General features: G+C 62.1%; 16 protein-coding genes. 14 read left to right on the forward strand and 2 right to left on the reverse strand.

Features of this window, described 5'->3' with window-relative positions; all coding sequences use genetic code 11:
• Nucleotides 1-12 precede the first annotated feature (12 nt).
• From E3T43_RS17955 to E3T43_RS18015, 14 genes are all read left to right on the forward strand, one after another.
• Nucleotides 13-771 carry an IclR family transcriptional regulator gene (locus tag E3T43_RS17955; RefSeq protein ID WP_166791382.1) on the forward strand — a complete coding sequence of 253 codons (759 nt, stop codon included), beginning with the start codon at nucleotides 13-15 and terminating at the stop codon, nucleotides 769-771.
• On the forward strand, nucleotides 768-1,469 hold the full coding sequence (locus tag E3T43_RS17960; RefSeq protein ID WP_134473432.1) for an SDR family NAD(P)-dependent oxidoreductase: 702 nt from the start codon (nucleotides 768-770) through the stop codon (nucleotides 1,467-1,469). The genes E3T43_RS17955 and E3T43_RS17960 overlap by 4 nt, the downstream gene beginning before the upstream one ends.
• A complete protein-coding gene (locus E3T43_RS17965; protein WP_134473433.1) occupies nucleotides 1,450-3,066 on the forward strand; it encodes an acyl CoA:acetate/3-ketoacid CoA transferase in 1,617 nt (538 codons plus the stop codon). Before E3T43_RS17960 ends, E3T43_RS17965 begins: the two co-directional genes overlap by 20 nt.
• Nucleotides 3,063-4,076, forward strand: coding sequence for a TRAP transporter substrate-binding protein (locus E3T43_RS17970; protein ID WP_134473434.1), 1,014 nt, complete (start codon nucleotides 3,063-3,065; stop codon nucleotides 4,074-4,076). Before E3T43_RS17965 ends, E3T43_RS17970 begins: the two co-directional genes overlap by 4 nt.
• Before the next feature lie 66 nt (nucleotides 4,077-4,142).
• Nucleotides 4,143-4,598, forward strand: a complete 456-nt coding sequence (locus tag E3T43_RS17975) for a TRAP transporter small permease (protein ID WP_166791384.1) — start codon at nucleotides 4,143-4,145, stop codon at nucleotides 4,596-4,598.
• A complete protein-coding gene (locus E3T43_RS17980) occupies nucleotides 4,595-5,884 on the forward strand; it encodes a TRAP transporter large permease (RefSeq protein ID WP_134473436.1) in 1,290 nt (429 codons plus the stop codon). The genes E3T43_RS17975 and E3T43_RS17980 overlap by 4 nt, the downstream gene beginning before the upstream one ends.
• 1 nt (nucleotide 5,885) lies before the next feature.
• Nucleotides 5,886-6,617: an enoyl-CoA hydratase/isomerase family protein gene (locus E3T43_RS17985; RefSeq protein WP_134473437.1), complete on the forward strand. Its 732-nt coding sequence runs from the start codon at nucleotides 5,886-5,888 to the stop codon at nucleotides 6,615-6,617.
• Nucleotides 6,607-6,771: a hypothetical protein gene (locus E3T43_RS18895; RefSeq protein ID WP_166791385.1), complete on the forward strand. Its 165-nt coding sequence runs from the start codon at nucleotides 6,607-6,609 to the stop codon at nucleotides 6,769-6,771. Before E3T43_RS17985 ends, E3T43_RS18895 begins: the two co-directional genes overlap by 11 nt.
• A 148-nt stretch (nucleotides 6,772-6,919) precedes the next feature.
• On the forward strand, nucleotides 6,920-7,189 hold the full coding sequence (locus E3T43_RS19810) for an SDR family NAD(P)-dependent oxidoreductase (RefSeq protein ID WP_370450005.1): 270 nt from the start codon (nucleotides 6,920-6,922) through the stop codon (nucleotides 7,187-7,189).
• 72 nt (nucleotides 7,190-7,261) lie between these two features.
• Nucleotides 7,262-8,410: an acyl-CoA dehydrogenase family protein gene (locus E3T43_RS17995; RefSeq protein WP_134473438.1), complete on the forward strand. Its 1,149-nt coding sequence runs from the start codon at nucleotides 7,262-7,264 to the stop codon at nucleotides 8,408-8,410.
• Nucleotides 8,407-9,207 carry an SDR family NAD(P)-dependent oxidoreductase gene (locus tag E3T43_RS18000; protein ID WP_134473439.1) on the forward strand — a complete coding sequence of 267 codons (801 nt, stop codon included), beginning with the start codon at nucleotides 8,407-8,409 and terminating at the stop codon, nucleotides 9,205-9,207. Before E3T43_RS17995 ends, E3T43_RS18000 begins: the two co-directional genes overlap by 4 nt.
• Entirely contained in the window at nucleotides 9,204-9,674 is a 471-nt protein-coding gene (locus E3T43_RS18005; protein WP_134473440.1) for a MaoC/PaaZ C-terminal domain-containing protein, read from the forward strand. Before E3T43_RS18000 ends, E3T43_RS18005 begins: the two co-directional genes overlap by 4 nt.
• Nucleotides 9,675-9,676: 2 nt before the next feature.
• A complete protein-coding gene (locus E3T43_RS18010; RefSeq protein WP_134473441.1) occupies nucleotides 9,677-10,447 on the forward strand; it encodes an SDR family NAD(P)-dependent oxidoreductase in 771 nt (256 codons plus the stop codon).
• A 40-nt stretch (nucleotides 10,448-10,487) separates the two neighbouring features.
• A complete protein-coding gene (locus tag E3T43_RS18015) occupies nucleotides 10,488-11,693 on the forward strand; it encodes a DUF993 family protein (RefSeq protein WP_134473462.1) in 1,206 nt (401 codons plus the stop codon).
• A 245-nt stretch (nucleotides 11,694-11,938) separates the two neighbouring features.
• On the opposite strand, the gene E3T43_RS18020 is transcribed toward E3T43_RS18015, so the two are convergent.
• Nucleotides 11,939-12,442 (reverse strand): hypothetical protein, encoded by a 504-nt coding sequence (locus tag E3T43_RS18020; protein ID WP_134473442.1) that lies wholly within the window; start codon nucleotides 12,440-12,442, stop codon nucleotides 11,939-11,941.
• The gene (locus E3T43_RS18025) at nucleotides 12,439-14,157 is read right to left on the reverse strand and encodes a type IV secretory system conjugative DNA transfer family protein (protein WP_134473443.1); all 1,719 of its coding nucleotides are present in this window, start codon (nucleotides 14,155-14,157) and stop codon (nucleotides 12,439-12,441) included. Before E3T43_RS18025 ends, E3T43_RS18020 begins: the two co-directional genes overlap by 4 nt.
• Nucleotides 14,158-14,159: the final 2 nt, after the last annotated feature.

Raw genomic sequence — 14,159 nt, forward strand, 5'->3', positions numbered from 1 at the left:
AGCAACTATTCAATGAAGAAAACAGTTTCCGTAAAAAGGAAAACCATGGAAAAGGCAATGACGATTTTGGAAATGGTCGCTGCGTCTGACGCGCCGCAGGGCGTCTTGCAGATCAGTCGCGCTCTTGTCCTGCCCTTGGCTACAGCTCATCGACACCTGCAGCACCTCGTCACAGCGGAACTACTGGTTCAAGATGCAGCGACCAGCCGCTACACGCTGGGTGAGCGGGCCTTCCGCATCGCACAGGCAATCAGCCAGCAGAGGGGACCTGCTCGCGGCCGTCAGGTTCTGCTTGAGGTCAACGAGCGCACGACGTTCTCGACGCTGGTCGGAAAGCTCGTAGGGGAGCGCTTCGTTTACACAGAGAACATCCCCTCGACAGGGTCCATGAGCGTGCGCGGTGAAATCGGCTCCTCCGGCCCCCTCCACGCCACCTCGATCGGAAAGGCGATTCTGTCGACCCTCTCCGATGCGGGCTACACAGCGCTCCTCAGCTCATACTCGCTTGAGGCATATACCAGCGAGACGATCACTGCGCGAGCACGACTCGATGACGAGGTGGCGCTGGTCCGCGAACGCGGGTATGCCGAGGCGAATGCCGAGTTTGAGCAGCAGGTGGCCTCCATCTCAGTCCCGTTTCGTGTGGACAACGCAGGGCGCACAGGAACCTACGCCATTTGCATCGCTGCGCACGTGTCCGAGATGGATGCGTTGCGATCTTGGATAGATGAAGTCCGCCACGCGGCGGATCGACTGAAAGGACTGATGTGATACAGAAAAAGCTGGCAGTCGTAACCGGCGCGGGCGGTGGAATCGGCAGGGCCATAGCAGCCCGTCTGCGCGACGAGGGGTTCCGCGTCGTGGGGATCGATATCAAGCTCTGTCCCGACGCTGATGTGAGCATCGAAGCCGACCTCACCAGATGGCCCGAACACGAAGCCCGAGTGACAGCAGCGCTGGAAGGCCAAAGCATCGCAGCGCTGATCAATTGCGCAGGGGTGCAGATCAAGCGCAGTCCCGTCGAGGAGGTCGCACTCGGCGAACTCGACCGCCTGTACACACACAACCTGCGCCCCATCGTAGAGGTAACGCAGTGGGCATTGCCGCGTATGGTCGATGGCGGCGGGATCGTGAACATCGGTTCGATCTCAGGGGCGGCCTCAGTGCCCGGCCTTGCGTGCTACGGCGCCGTGAAGTCTGCGGTCCACAGCTTTTCCCGGTCGCTTGCCAGAGAGCTCGCACCCCGCGGAATCCGAGTCAACGTCGTCGCTCCCGGCTACGTGCGTACGCCGTTGACTGAGTTAATGCTCGCTGACGAGACTCGTCTTGCAGAAATTGTCTCGCGTGTCCCGTTGGGCTCTGTCGCCGACGGTGATGACATTGCATCCGTCGTGACTGCACTGTTCACCGCCCCGTTCCGCTACGTGACCGGCGTTGTGCTCCCCGTAGATGGAGGTTACCTTGCCTAGCGCAGCTTCCAACGCTCTGCGTCCTCCCCTGCGCGACGCCGTGATTAACCCAGCGCCTACCTCCGTCAGCTGGGGCCCAAAGCCCGTCATCGAGCTCCGTGTCGTCGCAGACCTCATTCCCGACGGCTCGACCGTGTTCGTCGGCGGATCCGGTGGTGGTCTCCAGGAGCCCACGAATCTCTTGCGTGCCCTCGGCGGCCATGTCCAAGGTGGGCGCAACCCGCACAGCCTCACCGTTTGGCACTGCAGCGGGATCGGCGACAAAAAAGGCGGCGGTCTTTCCCTGCTGAAAGCACCGGGCAAGCTCCGGCGCGTCGTCGGCGCGCACTGGGGGATGAGCATCGAGCTCGCGCGCCTCGCCGAAAACAACGAGCTCGAGGCATACAACTTGCCGCAGGGTGTTATCTCTCACCTGCTGCGGTCCACGGGATCCGGAGCACCGGGCCTATTCACCCAAGTTGGGCTGCGGACCTTCGTTGACCCTCGTGTTGATGGCGGCAAGCTCAACAAAGTCACCAAGGAAGAGATCGTCGACCTCGTTACTGTCGCCGGTGAGGAGTACCTTTACTTCAAGGCCCCCCATCTCGACGTATGCCTGCTGCGAGCCACGACGGCCGATGAGCACGGCAACCTCAGCTTCGAGAACGAAGCAGCCTTGCTAGAGCCGATGGAAGCCGCGCTGGCCACGCACCGCGCGGGCGGCATCGTAATCGTCGAGGTACAGAAGTACGTCAGCACTGGCACGCTGAACCCGCGCGATGTTCGAGTGCCGGGACTCCTCGTCGACTACCTCGTCGTCGGGGAGCCATTCATGCAAACGTCCGAGACCAGGCTCGAGCCTGGCTACACCGGCGCCTACCGGGTTCCGGTCGGGTCGATGCCGAAGCTCGCGCAAGGCATGCGCCGAATAATCGCTGAGCGCGCCTACGAAGAGATCCAACCAGGGCAACTCGTAAACCTCGGCGTCGGTATGCCTGATGGCATCGCGAAGCTTGCGGCTGAGCGCGGAGAGCTCGACAGGATCGCCTTCGCCGTGGAGCAAGGGCACATTGGCGGTACACCAGCAGGTGGCATTGAGTTCGGCGCTGTGTACAACGCTGCCTGCAGCCTCACCGCACCGCAGCAGTTTGATCTGTTCGACGGTGGACACCTCGACATCGCATTCCTCGGCATGGCCGAGGTCGACGGTGACGGCAACGTGAACGTGAGCCGATACGGCGGCGGAATCACCGGCGCGGGAGGGTTTATCAACATCACGCAGGGCACCCACAAGGTGGTGTTCTGCGGGTCGTTTACCGCCGGAGGACTCGACGTTGAGATCGGCGACGAAGGCCTCAGCGTGAAAACCGAGGGCCGTCACGCAAAGTTCGTTGAGCGGGTGGGTCATTTGACCTTCTCGGGCAAGCGTGCAAAAGAACTCGGCCAGGAGGTGCTCTACGTCACAGAACGTGCCGTATTCAAGCTCACCGACGAGGGCGTGGAACTCGTTGAGGTGGTGGAAGGCGTCGATATTGAACGAGACATCATCGCGCACATGGGCTTCACACCCTTGATCAAAGATGTACAGACCATTCGGTTCAAAGGAGAAAAGAAATGATGAATAAGCGAATTGTGAAATTTGCCACGCTCGCGGCAGTAGGAGCGCTTGCGCTCACGGGTTGCTCGGGCAGCGATCAGGGTGGATCGGGCACCAAGGACGATTCGATCGTGCTCATTGCTGGCCACCAGCTCGCAGAGGGCACCCCGTTCGACCAAGGCCTCAAGAAGTTCGCTGAACTCGTCGAGGAAAAGACCGACGGCCGAGTCAAGGTCGAAGTGAAACCAAACGCACAGCTCGGTAACGAGACCGAAATGTTCCAGGGACTCGAGACCGGCACGGTCGACGCGGGTATCTTCGCTCCGGGTTCGATCGCCGAGTACTACCCCAGCATTACTCTCTTGTCGATGCCGTACCTCGTTGAGGATCGCGACGCTCGCGACCAGATCCTCGAGTCGGGCATTCTCGATTCGATCGAGCAGGGCATCACTGACAAGACCGGCACTGAGATACTCTCGTACTTCGGTGGCAGCGTGCGCCAGATGTTCTTCACCGAGCCGGCGAGGTCGATCGAAGATGTGGAGGGTCGACTCTTCCGCGTGCAGCCGTCTGAGATGCTCACCGAGTCGTACCAAGCCATGGGTCTTGAGCCCACCGTTATTGCGTACAACGAGCTCTACAACGCGCTCGAGTCGGGCGTCGTGAACGGCGCCGAGAACGAGGCCGTCTTCATCGAGAGCCAGAAGTTCTACGAGGCGGCTCCGAACATCCTCCTCACCCAGCACGAGGTCACCTTCCGCATGCTCATGATCTCGAGCAAGACGTGGGACAAACTCGGTGACGAACTGACGCCGCTCGTACGCGAGGCAGGCGAAGAGGCTGGCGTGTTCGCCCGCGACGTTGAGGGCATCGCTGACGAGGAGCTCATCGCGAGCCTCGGCGATCACGATGGTGTGACCGTCACTAAGGTGGACACCTCGGCATGGCGCGCGAAGATGGAGCCGATCTGGGAGAAGTACGCCGAGCAGTGGGGCGTCTCCGAAGAACTCAAGTCAATCGAGGAACTCTAAACCCTCATGTCCTTTCTCAGTTCACTGAACAGGTGGCTAGCACGCCTCGCGCGTCTAGCCACTCAAGTGCTCATTCCCCTATTCACCATCACAGTGGTCTACCAGGTGTTGAGCCGATACATTCAGGGTATTCCTCGCGTCCACTGGACCGAGGAGTTTGCCCGCGGTTCGCTCCTCTGGGTGGTGTTCCTTGGTGCGGCATTCGCGTTCGCGTCTGATCGGCACTTCACCATCGAGATGCTGCCGGGGAAGATGCGCCCGCGCTTTCGGGCAGTCATCGACTTGGTCGCTACGGCACTGATAGTGACGATTCTGGTGGCACTCCTGACCGGTAGCGTTACCAACTTCGAGGCAGGCTTCGGGCGTGTCTCGCCGATGTCGGGCGTAAGTCTCTCGCTCGCGTACGCCGCGTTGCCCGTCTCGTTCGCGATCATGCTGCTGCAGTCCGTTGAGAACTTCCTTAAGGTGATTCCGCGGCTGTCGTCGAACTCGTCCGCTCACACCGAGGAGGTAAGCGCATGATCACGCTCGCACCGGGCATCATCGTCCTCATCATGGTCATCATCTTCTTTGGCGCCATGTACCTGCGCGTTCCAATCGCCTTCGCGCTGGTGCTCGCAGTCCTCCCGTTTATGCTTTCCGATAATCGCTTCGACCTCGAACTCCTCGCGCAGCGTATGTACGCGGGCATCGACTCGTTCATCTTGCTCGCGGTGCCGTTCTTTATCCTTGCGGCGAGCCTCATGACGGCCTCAGGCATCACAGAGAAGCTGCTCGACTTCGCTCGTTCGATCGTGGGCGGCTTCCGAGGCGGCCTCGGTGTGGTGAACATCACCGGCTCGATCGGTATGAGCGGTATGTCAGGGTCGTCGACCGCCGATGTGTCGGCAATCGGCAAGATGCTCATTCCCCAAATGCTCAAGAGCGGCTATGACAGGGGATACGCTGCCGCAGTGACCGCAGCTGGCGCGATTATCGCGTCAATCATTCCACCGAGCATCCAGCTCATCGTGTGGGGCTCGCTCTCGAATACCTCGATCGGCAAGCTGTTCCTCGGCGCCATCATCCCGGGCGTTGGCGTGGGCCTCGCGCTTATGTTCGTGGCATGGTTTGTCGCGGTACGCAACGGGTACGCACGTGATGCGAAGTTCCAGTGGAAGGTGTTCGGCTCGACCTTCGTGAAGGCGCTTCCCGCCTTCGGCATTCTCGTCATCGTGTTCGTCGGCTTCCGCTTCGGTCTCGTGACCGCGACAGAGGCTGCGGTGACCGCGGTGATCTACGCGCTCGCAGTGGCGCTCGTGTATCGCACGCTCAGCTGGAAGAAGCTCCTCGAAGCCATTAAAGAGACCGCTGAACTCACCGGAACGGCCCTGCTCGCGCTCGCGGCCGCATCTGTCATCGGCTACCTCCTCGCGATCTACAACATCCCGTCGATGTTCGAAAGCATCCTCTCCGGAGTTCCCGGATGGGCTGTGCTCATCGTCATCACCATCATCCTGCTCGTCTTTGGCTGCTTCATGGACGCTCTGCCGGCAATGGCGATTCTCATCCCGGTCTTCGCGCCGTTCGTGATCGCTGCTGGTATAGACCCCGTGCAGTACGGCGTGATCGCGGTGATGACGCTCGCTGTGGGTCTTATCACCCCGCCGGTCGGTATCTGTCTGCTGATCGCCTCGCAGATCGCTGGAGTACCGATGCTGAAAGCAGTGAAGCCACTCATGCCGTTCCTGCTCGCAATCGTCACGGTCATCGGCCTATGTATCGCATTCCCGCAGATCGTTCTGTGGCTGCCGTCGACGGGAAAGTGAGATGCAGGCACATGAACTCGTAGAGGTTGAGTCGCACGACGATGGAGTTGTCGTCGTGCGACTCAACCGCCCGACCGCGCTCAACGCGCTCTCGCAGGCGCTCATGTCGCAGTTGGCAGACACACTCGAGGATGTTCAGCGGATGCCAGGCGTTCGTGGCGTGGTGCTTTCGAGTACTTCGCCGCGGGCGTTCTGCGTCGGCGCTGATACGAAAGAAATCGCGACCCTTTCGCGGCAGCAGTTCATCGTCGCGAACCGCCGCGGTGGCGAGGTCTTCCAGCGGATCGAAGATCTGCCGTTCCCGGTTGCGGCAGCGGTAAACGGCTACGCCCTCGGCGGCGGCTTCGAACTTGCCCTCGCATGCGACGCACGCTTCGCGAGCGAGGGCGCGACCTTCGGACTCCCCGAGGTGAGCATCGGATTCATCCCAGGCTGGGGCGGCATCCGTCGCCTGTCCTCAGCGATCGGCGTGGCCCGCGCGAAGCGGATCGTGCTCACCGGCGAGCGGCTCACCGCCGCGCAGGCGAGTGAGCTCGGCATCGTCGAGCACCCGATTGTGGCCGATCCCGATGCCGCAGCCGTGGAATTTATCCGTTCCATTCCTGAGGGGCGTCAGCGCTCGATCGCGATCACGAAGCACATGTTCTCACGCATCGTGAACGAGCCCGGTTCGGCGAACCTCGAAACTCTGTACATGTCTGAACTACTCACGGAGGATACCTATGATGTTTAAGGCCGAGGAATTGAGCCTCGGGCTCGAGTCTCTTAGGGAGTATTGCGAGACGGTGCTTGCGCCCCGCAGCAATGAGATCGACGAATCGAACGAATTCATCCCGCTCGGTGCTCAAGGACATGGCGGCGATTGGGCAGCAGCGACTCCACCTTGACGGGCATGAGATCAATTGGGCTTCCGAAGCCTGGCATCGCATCCACGAGGCGAGCTAGCTCATCGCCGGGTATTCGACAGCAACGGCCGTTGCGACGAGTGTCGCTCGACTGCACTCGTACCTGCTCGTGAAGTACGCCGCAGCGGAGGTGCGCAATAGGTGGCTCGAGCCGACCCTCAGCGCCGAGGCGTCAGACGACGTCTGGCTCCGCGCGCTCGATGTGAACCTCACGGCCAGCCTCCGCATCGTCCGGGGACTCGAGACGACGCTCCGAGCTGCTGAGCACGGCGCGATCGTGAACATCTCTTCGCAGATCTCGCCTCAGACCGCGATCACCGCGACCGCATACTGCGTGCGCTGCCCGCCACTGGGACGAGCTCTGTCGCGTATATCAAGCACCTGTTCTCGCGCATCGTAAACGAAGCCGAGTTCGCCAATGTGAGCACGCTGTTCGTGGCGGAGCTCATCAACAAGAAAAAGAGGAACACCGATGGCCAAGTTTGACGACGACCCCACGCTGCACGCGCTGCGCACCTACTGTGACGATTCGCTGAGCGCGGCGGCAATGGAGATCGACCGCTCGGGGGAATTCCTTCGCGATGTACTGCTCGATTTCGCCGAGATGGGCATTCAGCGCCTGCACCTCGACGACAACCAGGTGAGCGCCGATTCTCGCTCGTGGATGCGCATCCACGAGTCCAGCAAGCTGATCGCCAAGTCTTCCACCGCTGCTGCTGTGGCGGTGAGCGTGGCGCGTCTCCACACTTACCTCCTCGTGAAATACACGGCCGCTGAGCTACGCGACAAGTGGCTCGAGCCCACGCTCTCGGCGACGGCGTTCGGCTCGTTCGCGATAACCGAGCCCGACGCAGGCACCGATGTGCGTGCCATGTCGACGATCGCCAAGCGCGTCGAAGGCGGCTATCAACTGAGCGGCCACAAATGTTGGATCGGTCTCGCTCCCATAGCTGACTACTCATTCGTGCTCGCCAAGCTCGATAGTGATGACCGTGGTGCCCAGACCGTCGCGCTCTTCGTGGACCTGTCGAGCGGCGGTGTCTCGCGCCCCGCGCAGGAGCCACTTTCGGGACTGCGCGGCATGCCGAACGGCCAACTAGCTTTCGATGATGTCTTCGTACCTGAGCTCAACCGCCTCGACTGCGACGGCTTTATGGGGATGATGGACGGGCTAAACCTCGCTCGGATCGAAGCCGCTTCGTACTCGTGCGGCCTCATCCTGCGCTCGATCGAGCTATCGGTGGAACGCGCCGCGAACCGCGAGATCTTCGGCGAGCCGCTCCTGAAGAAGCAGATCACGCAGCAGCGCATAGGCCAGATGTACGCCGACTACCTCGCCGCTGACATGCTCACCGAACGTGCCGTGGAGTCCTACGCTAAAGGTGACGGCGGGGATCCGACTCTCATCTCTACCGCGAAGCTGTTCGCCACTGAAAAAGCGCGCCATCACAGTGACACCGCCATGCAGTTCTGGGGTGCCGCCGGCCTCGTGATGCACTCCGATGTGGAGCGCATTCACCGTGACGCAAAAGTCATGCAAATCTTCGACGGCACGAGTGAGATCCATCAGCTCATGCTTGGCAAGCAAGCCGTCCGTGCCGTCGCAGGTGGCGCAGAATGAACAGTGCCTCGATCGTTAAAGAGCTGCGAACTCAGCGCGAGGACTGGTTCTCCGAGCAACCAGGGACGACGCCCGGCTTCGGTTCGTTGGCAGGAAAAACAGTGCTGGTGACCGGATACTACGGAGGACTCGGCCAGGCAATCAGCAGCGAAGTGCGCGATGCTGGGGCATTCGTGATCGGCACTGACCTTCCGACAGGAGGGCAGCGCATGGACCGCGACGATTTCGCCTTCATCCCGGCCGACCTACGCGATCGGGAAGATGCAGCGCATCTCGTCAGGACTGTCTCAAGCGTGGGTCTGAACGCGCTCGTGAACAATGCTGGGGTCATGGCAGAGGTGCCTCTCGCAGACACCGACGAGGCGCTCTGGGGTGCAGCGCTCGACGTGAACCTTACCTCGGCATATCGACTGAGCCGCGGACTGCTCGACGCTCTCCGGCAGGAGGCCACGGCCAACATCGTAAACGTCAGCTCCCAGCTTGCTTATACGGGAGGCGCAACCCTTACCGCCTACGGTGCGTCGAAGGCGGGACTCATCGGCCTCACGCGCAGTCTTGCGAGAGAGTTGGGGCCCAGTATCCGGGTTAATGCCATCGCTCCCGGACCCGTGGTCTCGCCGATGACTGAGGCGCACATGACTGAAGAATGGGTCGCCCGGAAGACCGCCAACCTCATCGCAGGACGCATGGGCGAAGCTCGCGAAATCGCCACTGTCGTCCGCTTCCTACTCAGTGACGCAGCAAGTTTCATCTACGGCCAAACGCTCTCAGTTAACGGTGGAGGCCACCTATCATGACCGTCGATGTGGTTCTAAACCCGATCTCCATCAATGACGAAGCTATTCATCAGCTCGTCGGCCAGCAGTGGTCGTTCTCGCGGACGATCGGCGAGTACGATGTGCTGTCTTTCGGGGGAGTAACCGGCGACCTGGCTGCGAACCACACCGATGAGCAGTACATGCGCGCCAACGGATTCGACGGCCGGATTGCGCATGGCGTTTTACTGCTGGGTTACACCTCAGCCCTCAGCACCCGCGTCGCCGACCTAGTCGCTGAACCGGTAGTCTCGCTCGGCTACGACCGTGTGCGCTTCACCGCTCCGGTCACCATCGGCACGACCGTAACCGTGCAGTACACCGTGATCGAAGTCGACAGGCTCAAGCGGAGAATTTACTCCGAGACGCGGATCGACGTGGCGCGCGAGCACCAAACCGGCGAAGGCGTCACCGCGCTCTTCGCCACCCATATCATGAAGGCAGTGTGAGTATGCAATCCTCCATTACTAACGTTTCTCCCGCTCGCGTCCTCGTGACCGGTGCCGGGCACAGCATCGGCCTCGGGATTGCCAAGCACTTCCTGAGCCTCGGCGCACAGGTCACCTTGCATACGCGAGAATCCAACATCGAAGGCGTCATCGAAGGCGTCATCGAAGGGGTTGAGCAGCGCGCGCACTTCTTTTCAGGAGATCTCACGGTCGAAGCTGACGCGGAGCGCGTCATCAATAGCGCGGCCGCTGCCATGAGTGGACTCGATGCCGTCGTTGCAAACGTCGGCGGACTCCTTCAGCGTGTCGCCATCGAGGACATGACAACGGACCACTGGCAGAGGGTTATGAACGTCAACGTAACCTCGACGATGCTGACGATGAAGCACGCGCTGCCGTATCTAAAGCAGTCGGAAGCTGGTGCCATAGTCACGCTCGCATCACTCGCTTCGCACAACGGCGGCGGGCCCGGAGCATCTGCTTATGCAGCAGCCAAAGCGGCGGTCATCGGCCTCACCAAAGCCGCCGCGAAGGAGTTTGCCGCATACAGCATCCGTGTCAACGCGGTCGCGCCTGGGTTCATTGGCAGCACGCGTTTTCACGACACCTTCAGCTCCGCACAGTCTCAGCAGAACATGATCGCGAACACTGCGCTGAGGCGGGCGGGCACTACGCACGACGTCGCTCAGCTGGTGGCTTTTCTCGTGAGCCCAGCGGCGAGCTTCATCACCGGCGAAACGGTGGACATTAACGGCGGACAGTGGTTCCGCTAGGCGTTACGAAGTTAAGATCTAGAGATTGGTAGTGACGAGAATGACACAGCAATTGACGCTGCTTTCGCCGTCTGGGGAGCGCACCCTGGTAGAGCTGAAGGAGGCTCCAGACTTTACTCGACCGGCTGCGCCGTTGCGCAGCCGGGTGGCGTACGCCGCCGCCCACGTCGTGCCACGGACAGCTGGCGACAACACCCCGAACGCACCGGCCGACATCGACTGGGACGCAACGCTCGGGTTCCGCCGCAACCTCTACTCGTGGGGACTCGGCGTCGCCGACGCGATGGACACTGCCCAGCGAAACCTGGGACTCGACAGCGTTGCAACCCGCGAACTCATCGCCCGATCGGCCGAAGTCGCGCGCTACAGCGGGGGGGCTCTCGTCGTCGGTGTGAATACTGACCACCTCAGCGATGTGTCGGTTTCCCTCGCCACAGCCATTGACGCCTATAAGGAGCAGCTGCACTTCGCTGAAGATCACGAAGCCCCGGCCGTCCTCATGGCCAGCCGCCACATCGCGCGTGCCGCAGACGGTGCTGCGGACTATGCTCACGCATACCGTGAGGTGCTCCAATCGGCGTCGCAACCGGTAGTGCTGCACTGGCTTGGAGAGGCATTCGATCCCTCCCTTGCCGGATACTTCGGCTCGCGCGAGTGGCAGTTCGCCGCCGCGACGGTGATCTCGATCATCGAGGAAAACGTCGACCGGGTCTCAGGTATCAAGATGAGCCTGCTTGACGCGGCAGCCGAGGTCTATCTGCGCGAGCGCCTGCCCAATGGTGTGCGCATGTTCACCGGCGACGACTTCAACTATGTCGGGCTCATTGGCGGCGCCGACGTGCCGGTCGCGACGCAACCCGACATCGACCCTTCAAGTGAGCGACGGCACTCAGATGCACTCCTTGGTGCCTTCGCGGCCATTGGACCGGCAGCATCTGTCGCCATTCAGGCGCTTGATGCCGACGACCCTGCACGATATTTAGAGGTCCTCGCGCCCACTGAGGAGCTCAGTCGCCAGATTTTCTCGCACCCGACCTACTTCTATAAGACTGGGGTCGCATTCCTGTCGTGGCTCAACGGACACCAGCCTGCATTCCAAATGATGTCGGGACAGCATTCCAGCAGGAGCCTGCCGCATCTCTCGAGGATTGTCGAACTGGCAAACGCGGCAAACGTGCTTGAGGATCCAGCGCTTGCAAGCGAGCGCTGGCAAGCGATGCTTCGTCTCAACGGCGTGGAGGCGTGACGTGGACGCCCAAGGTGGATGGCATTTCACGGCCTGATGTGAACAAGACGACTTCGAGCGTGCGAACCGAGGTGCGGTGATCACGATGACTTCGGAGCAACCGGAATCGGCGTCGCACAACACTGTACCTGGGCGCAGATGCCACAGCTAACGCACACTGGTCGACTATCTCGAGGAGGTGTCGGAGGGTCGGTCGATACGTAGCGGCGGGGGATGGCACTCATGCTGCCTGCCGTCACGGGTGACTAGTCAACGTATTGCAGGTAGTTATTGGTCACGGTAAACGGCACGGGGCCGGCGTGGGGCTCGCGGTGCTCGTCGCGGTCGCGGCAGCCGGCGAGGCCGGCGCGGAGCTTGAGTGAATCGAGGGTGGGCCAGAGAGCGCGCTGGTGCCAGTCGACCAGGGCAGAGGATGCCTTGGCCGACCGGGTGTCATAGGCCGCGCGGTGCGCGACCATGAGCGCGGTGAGCTCCTCGACTGCGATGGGATGCCGGTACCAGCAGGCTGGCAGTCGATAGCTGGGATCTGCGAGGTTGGTGAGATACCGGCCGTCGAGCCAGGTCACGAACTTACCGAGCTCCTCCCAGAGCTTGACGGCCTGATCGCGAGGCAATGTGGCCCAATAGTAGGGACCGCCTGCTGCGCGGAGCTCGTACATGTCGAACAGGTCGGGCAGGATCGTCTCGACGTTCACCAGCCGGGCGTCGAGACCCTCGATGCTTATCGGGTCGAGCTCGTCCTCGCTCATGCCGTGATCCCCTCGAGGCGCAGCGACCAGTTCTGCGACTCGCGCAGGTCGTCGGCGTCCGGGCGGGTCCACCAGGGGGTGAGCTGCACGACGGCTTCCTTCTCCCGGTAGAGCAAGAGCGCTTTCCCTTCGGGTATTTTGCGGATGTCTTCTACCTTCATCCGTCGTTCCTCGCGTTCGCTTGTGGAGGTGGAGGACGTGTCCCGACCGTTGCCGCGCTGCACGGACGTGCTGGTTTGCGTGGTGTGGTGGGTGCCGATCAGCCGGGAGATTTTCTCCAGGAATGACTCGTCGGCGAGGCCGCCGAAGATGATTTTCGCGGCCGATGATTCGAAGATCGTGGTCGCCGCTTCGGGGCCCCACTTGCCGACGAGCTGGGACATCGACTGGGCGAAGATCCAGGTGTGCAGGCCGCGGCCGCCGCCGTCGCTCATCAGGTTCGGTAGCTGCGGCAACGGCGACACGTTGGCGACCTCATCGAGCACGAGCGTCATCGCCGTGGGCAGACGGCCGCTTGTTGTGTGCTGGGACACGGTTTTGGCTTCCTCGATGATCGCGGAGACCAGCGCGGTGATGATTGGCGCGGTCGAGGATTCGCGGGAGTCGTCGACCAGGCAGTAGATGGTGTCGGTGGAGAGCACGAAGTCCTGCGCTCGGAACGGGGCCACGGGTTCCGTGTCGTCGCCGTCGTCCGTGGACCGAGCCGGGCAGAGCAGGTCGAGCACGCGGGCATCCGTTAACGATGCGGTGATGCGGGAGAGGGTGGTTTTGGTGTTGCCGATGGTTTCGGGGGCATCTTCTCGGCACCACTGGTCCAGTTCGCGAGCCCAGATTGCCCCGTTGGGCGAGAGGTCGCGGAGAATCGCGGACGGTTCGTGATCGTTGAAATCCTGCGCCCACCGCACGACGTCGCGCATGTCTCCTCCAGGGATGAGCGCGGCGGCGTGCAGGAGCGACCGGAGGATGATCTTCACCCCTTCGACGAAGTGAGCGGAGTCCTTCATCCCAGCGGATCCGGCGGGCCGGGCATTGACGATCGCGGCTGCCCGGGACTGGGCGGCGTCGGGCCGGTCGCAGCCAGTGACCATATCCCAGCGAGCCTTGTCGGGCCAGCGGGTGATGCCGTCAAAGTCAAACACGAACACACGCCCGAGCTCGCTGCGCTTCTTCACGGTGACCCGGAAGACATCCGCTTTGGTCGAGGTGGCCACGACGGCGCCGGCGGCGTCGACGATGCGCCCGATCGCGAGGTACGCGCTCTTGCCGGCGCGGGGTGGGGCGATGGTGCAGGAGGTGTCTTCTTCGCGGATGGTGACGGGCTTGCCGTCGAGGTGGGCGAACGGGGCGACCGCGGGAACGCCGTGACCGGTGACGCGCTTACGCAGCTCGGCGCCGGTCGAGAGCTCGGCTTTCTGAACGGTCTTCCGGCGGTCCCACAGGATGAAGGAGCCGCCGAGAACTACGCCGATGATTACCGTCCAGGCTCCGACCCAGATGCCGAGCAGCTTCAGGTCGGGCGCGGTCAGCCCGCGCTGACGGAAGCCATCGTCGTTTCCCGTCGCCGTCATGACCAGCGCCTGCAGGGTCTGGTCGAGGCGCAGGGCTCCGATCCCGGTTCCCGCGCTGAGAAAAGCGAGGTGCACGATGAGGACCATCGCCAGGATGATGCCGAGCAACGGCCACGGCGGCTGGTTCTGCTGGACGGAGCGGGCCATCG

It is taken from the genome of Cryobacterium sp. Hh7, assembly GCF_004403155.1.
Taxonomy (GTDB): domain Bacteria; phylum Actinomycetota; class Actinomycetes; order Actinomycetales; family Microbacteriaceae; genus Cryobacterium; species Cryobacterium levicorallinum.

Coding starts and splice junctions, on each gene's coding strand:
- E3T43_RS18000 (WP_134473439.1), top strand. CDS start 8,407: ATGAACAGTGCCTCGATCGTTAAAGAGCTGCGAACTCAGCGCGAGGAC.
- E3T43_RS17970 (WP_134473434.1), top strand. CDS start 3,063: ATGATGAATAAGCGAATTGTGAAATTTGCCACGCTCGCGGCAGTAGGA.
- E3T43_RS18020 (WP_134473442.1), bottom strand. CDS start 12,442: ATGAGCGAGGACGAGCTCGACCCGATAAGCATCGAGGGTCTCGACGCC.
- E3T43_RS18005 (WP_134473440.1), top strand. CDS start 9,204: ATGACCGTCGATGTGGTTCTAAACCCGATCTCCATCAATGACGAAGCT.
- E3T43_RS18025 (WP_134473443.1), bottom strand. CDS start 14,157: ATGGCCCGCTCCGTCCAGCAGAACCAGCCGCCGTGGCCGTTGCTCGGC.
- E3T43_RS17985 (WP_134473437.1), top strand. CDS start 5,886: ATGCAGGCACATGAACTCGTAGAGGTTGAGTCGCACGACGATGGAGTT.
- E3T43_RS17995 (WP_134473438.1), top strand. CDS start 7,262: ATGGCCAAGTTTGACGACGACCCCACGCTGCACGCGCTGCGCACCTAC.
- E3T43_RS17965 (WP_134473433.1), top strand. CDS start 1,450: ATGGAGGTTACCTTGCCTAGCGCAGCTTCCAACGCTCTGCGTCCTCCC.
- E3T43_RS18010 (WP_134473441.1), top strand. CDS start 9,677: ATGCAATCCTCCATTACTAACGTTTCTCCCGCTCGCGTCCTCGTGACC.
- E3T43_RS18895 (WP_166791385.1), top strand. CDS start 6,607: ATGATGTTTAAGGCCGAGGAATTGAGCCTCGGGCTCGAGTCTCTTAGG.
- E3T43_RS17980 (WP_134473436.1), top strand. CDS start 4,595: ATGATCACGCTCGCACCGGGCATCATCGTCCTCATCATGGTCATCATC.
- E3T43_RS18015 (WP_134473462.1), top strand. CDS start 10,488: ATGACACAGCAATTGACGCTGCTTTCGCCGTCTGGGGAGCGCACCCTG.
- E3T43_RS17955 (WP_166791382.1), top strand. CDS start 13: ATGAAGAAAACAGTTTCCGTAAAAAGGAAAACCATGGAAAAGGCAATG.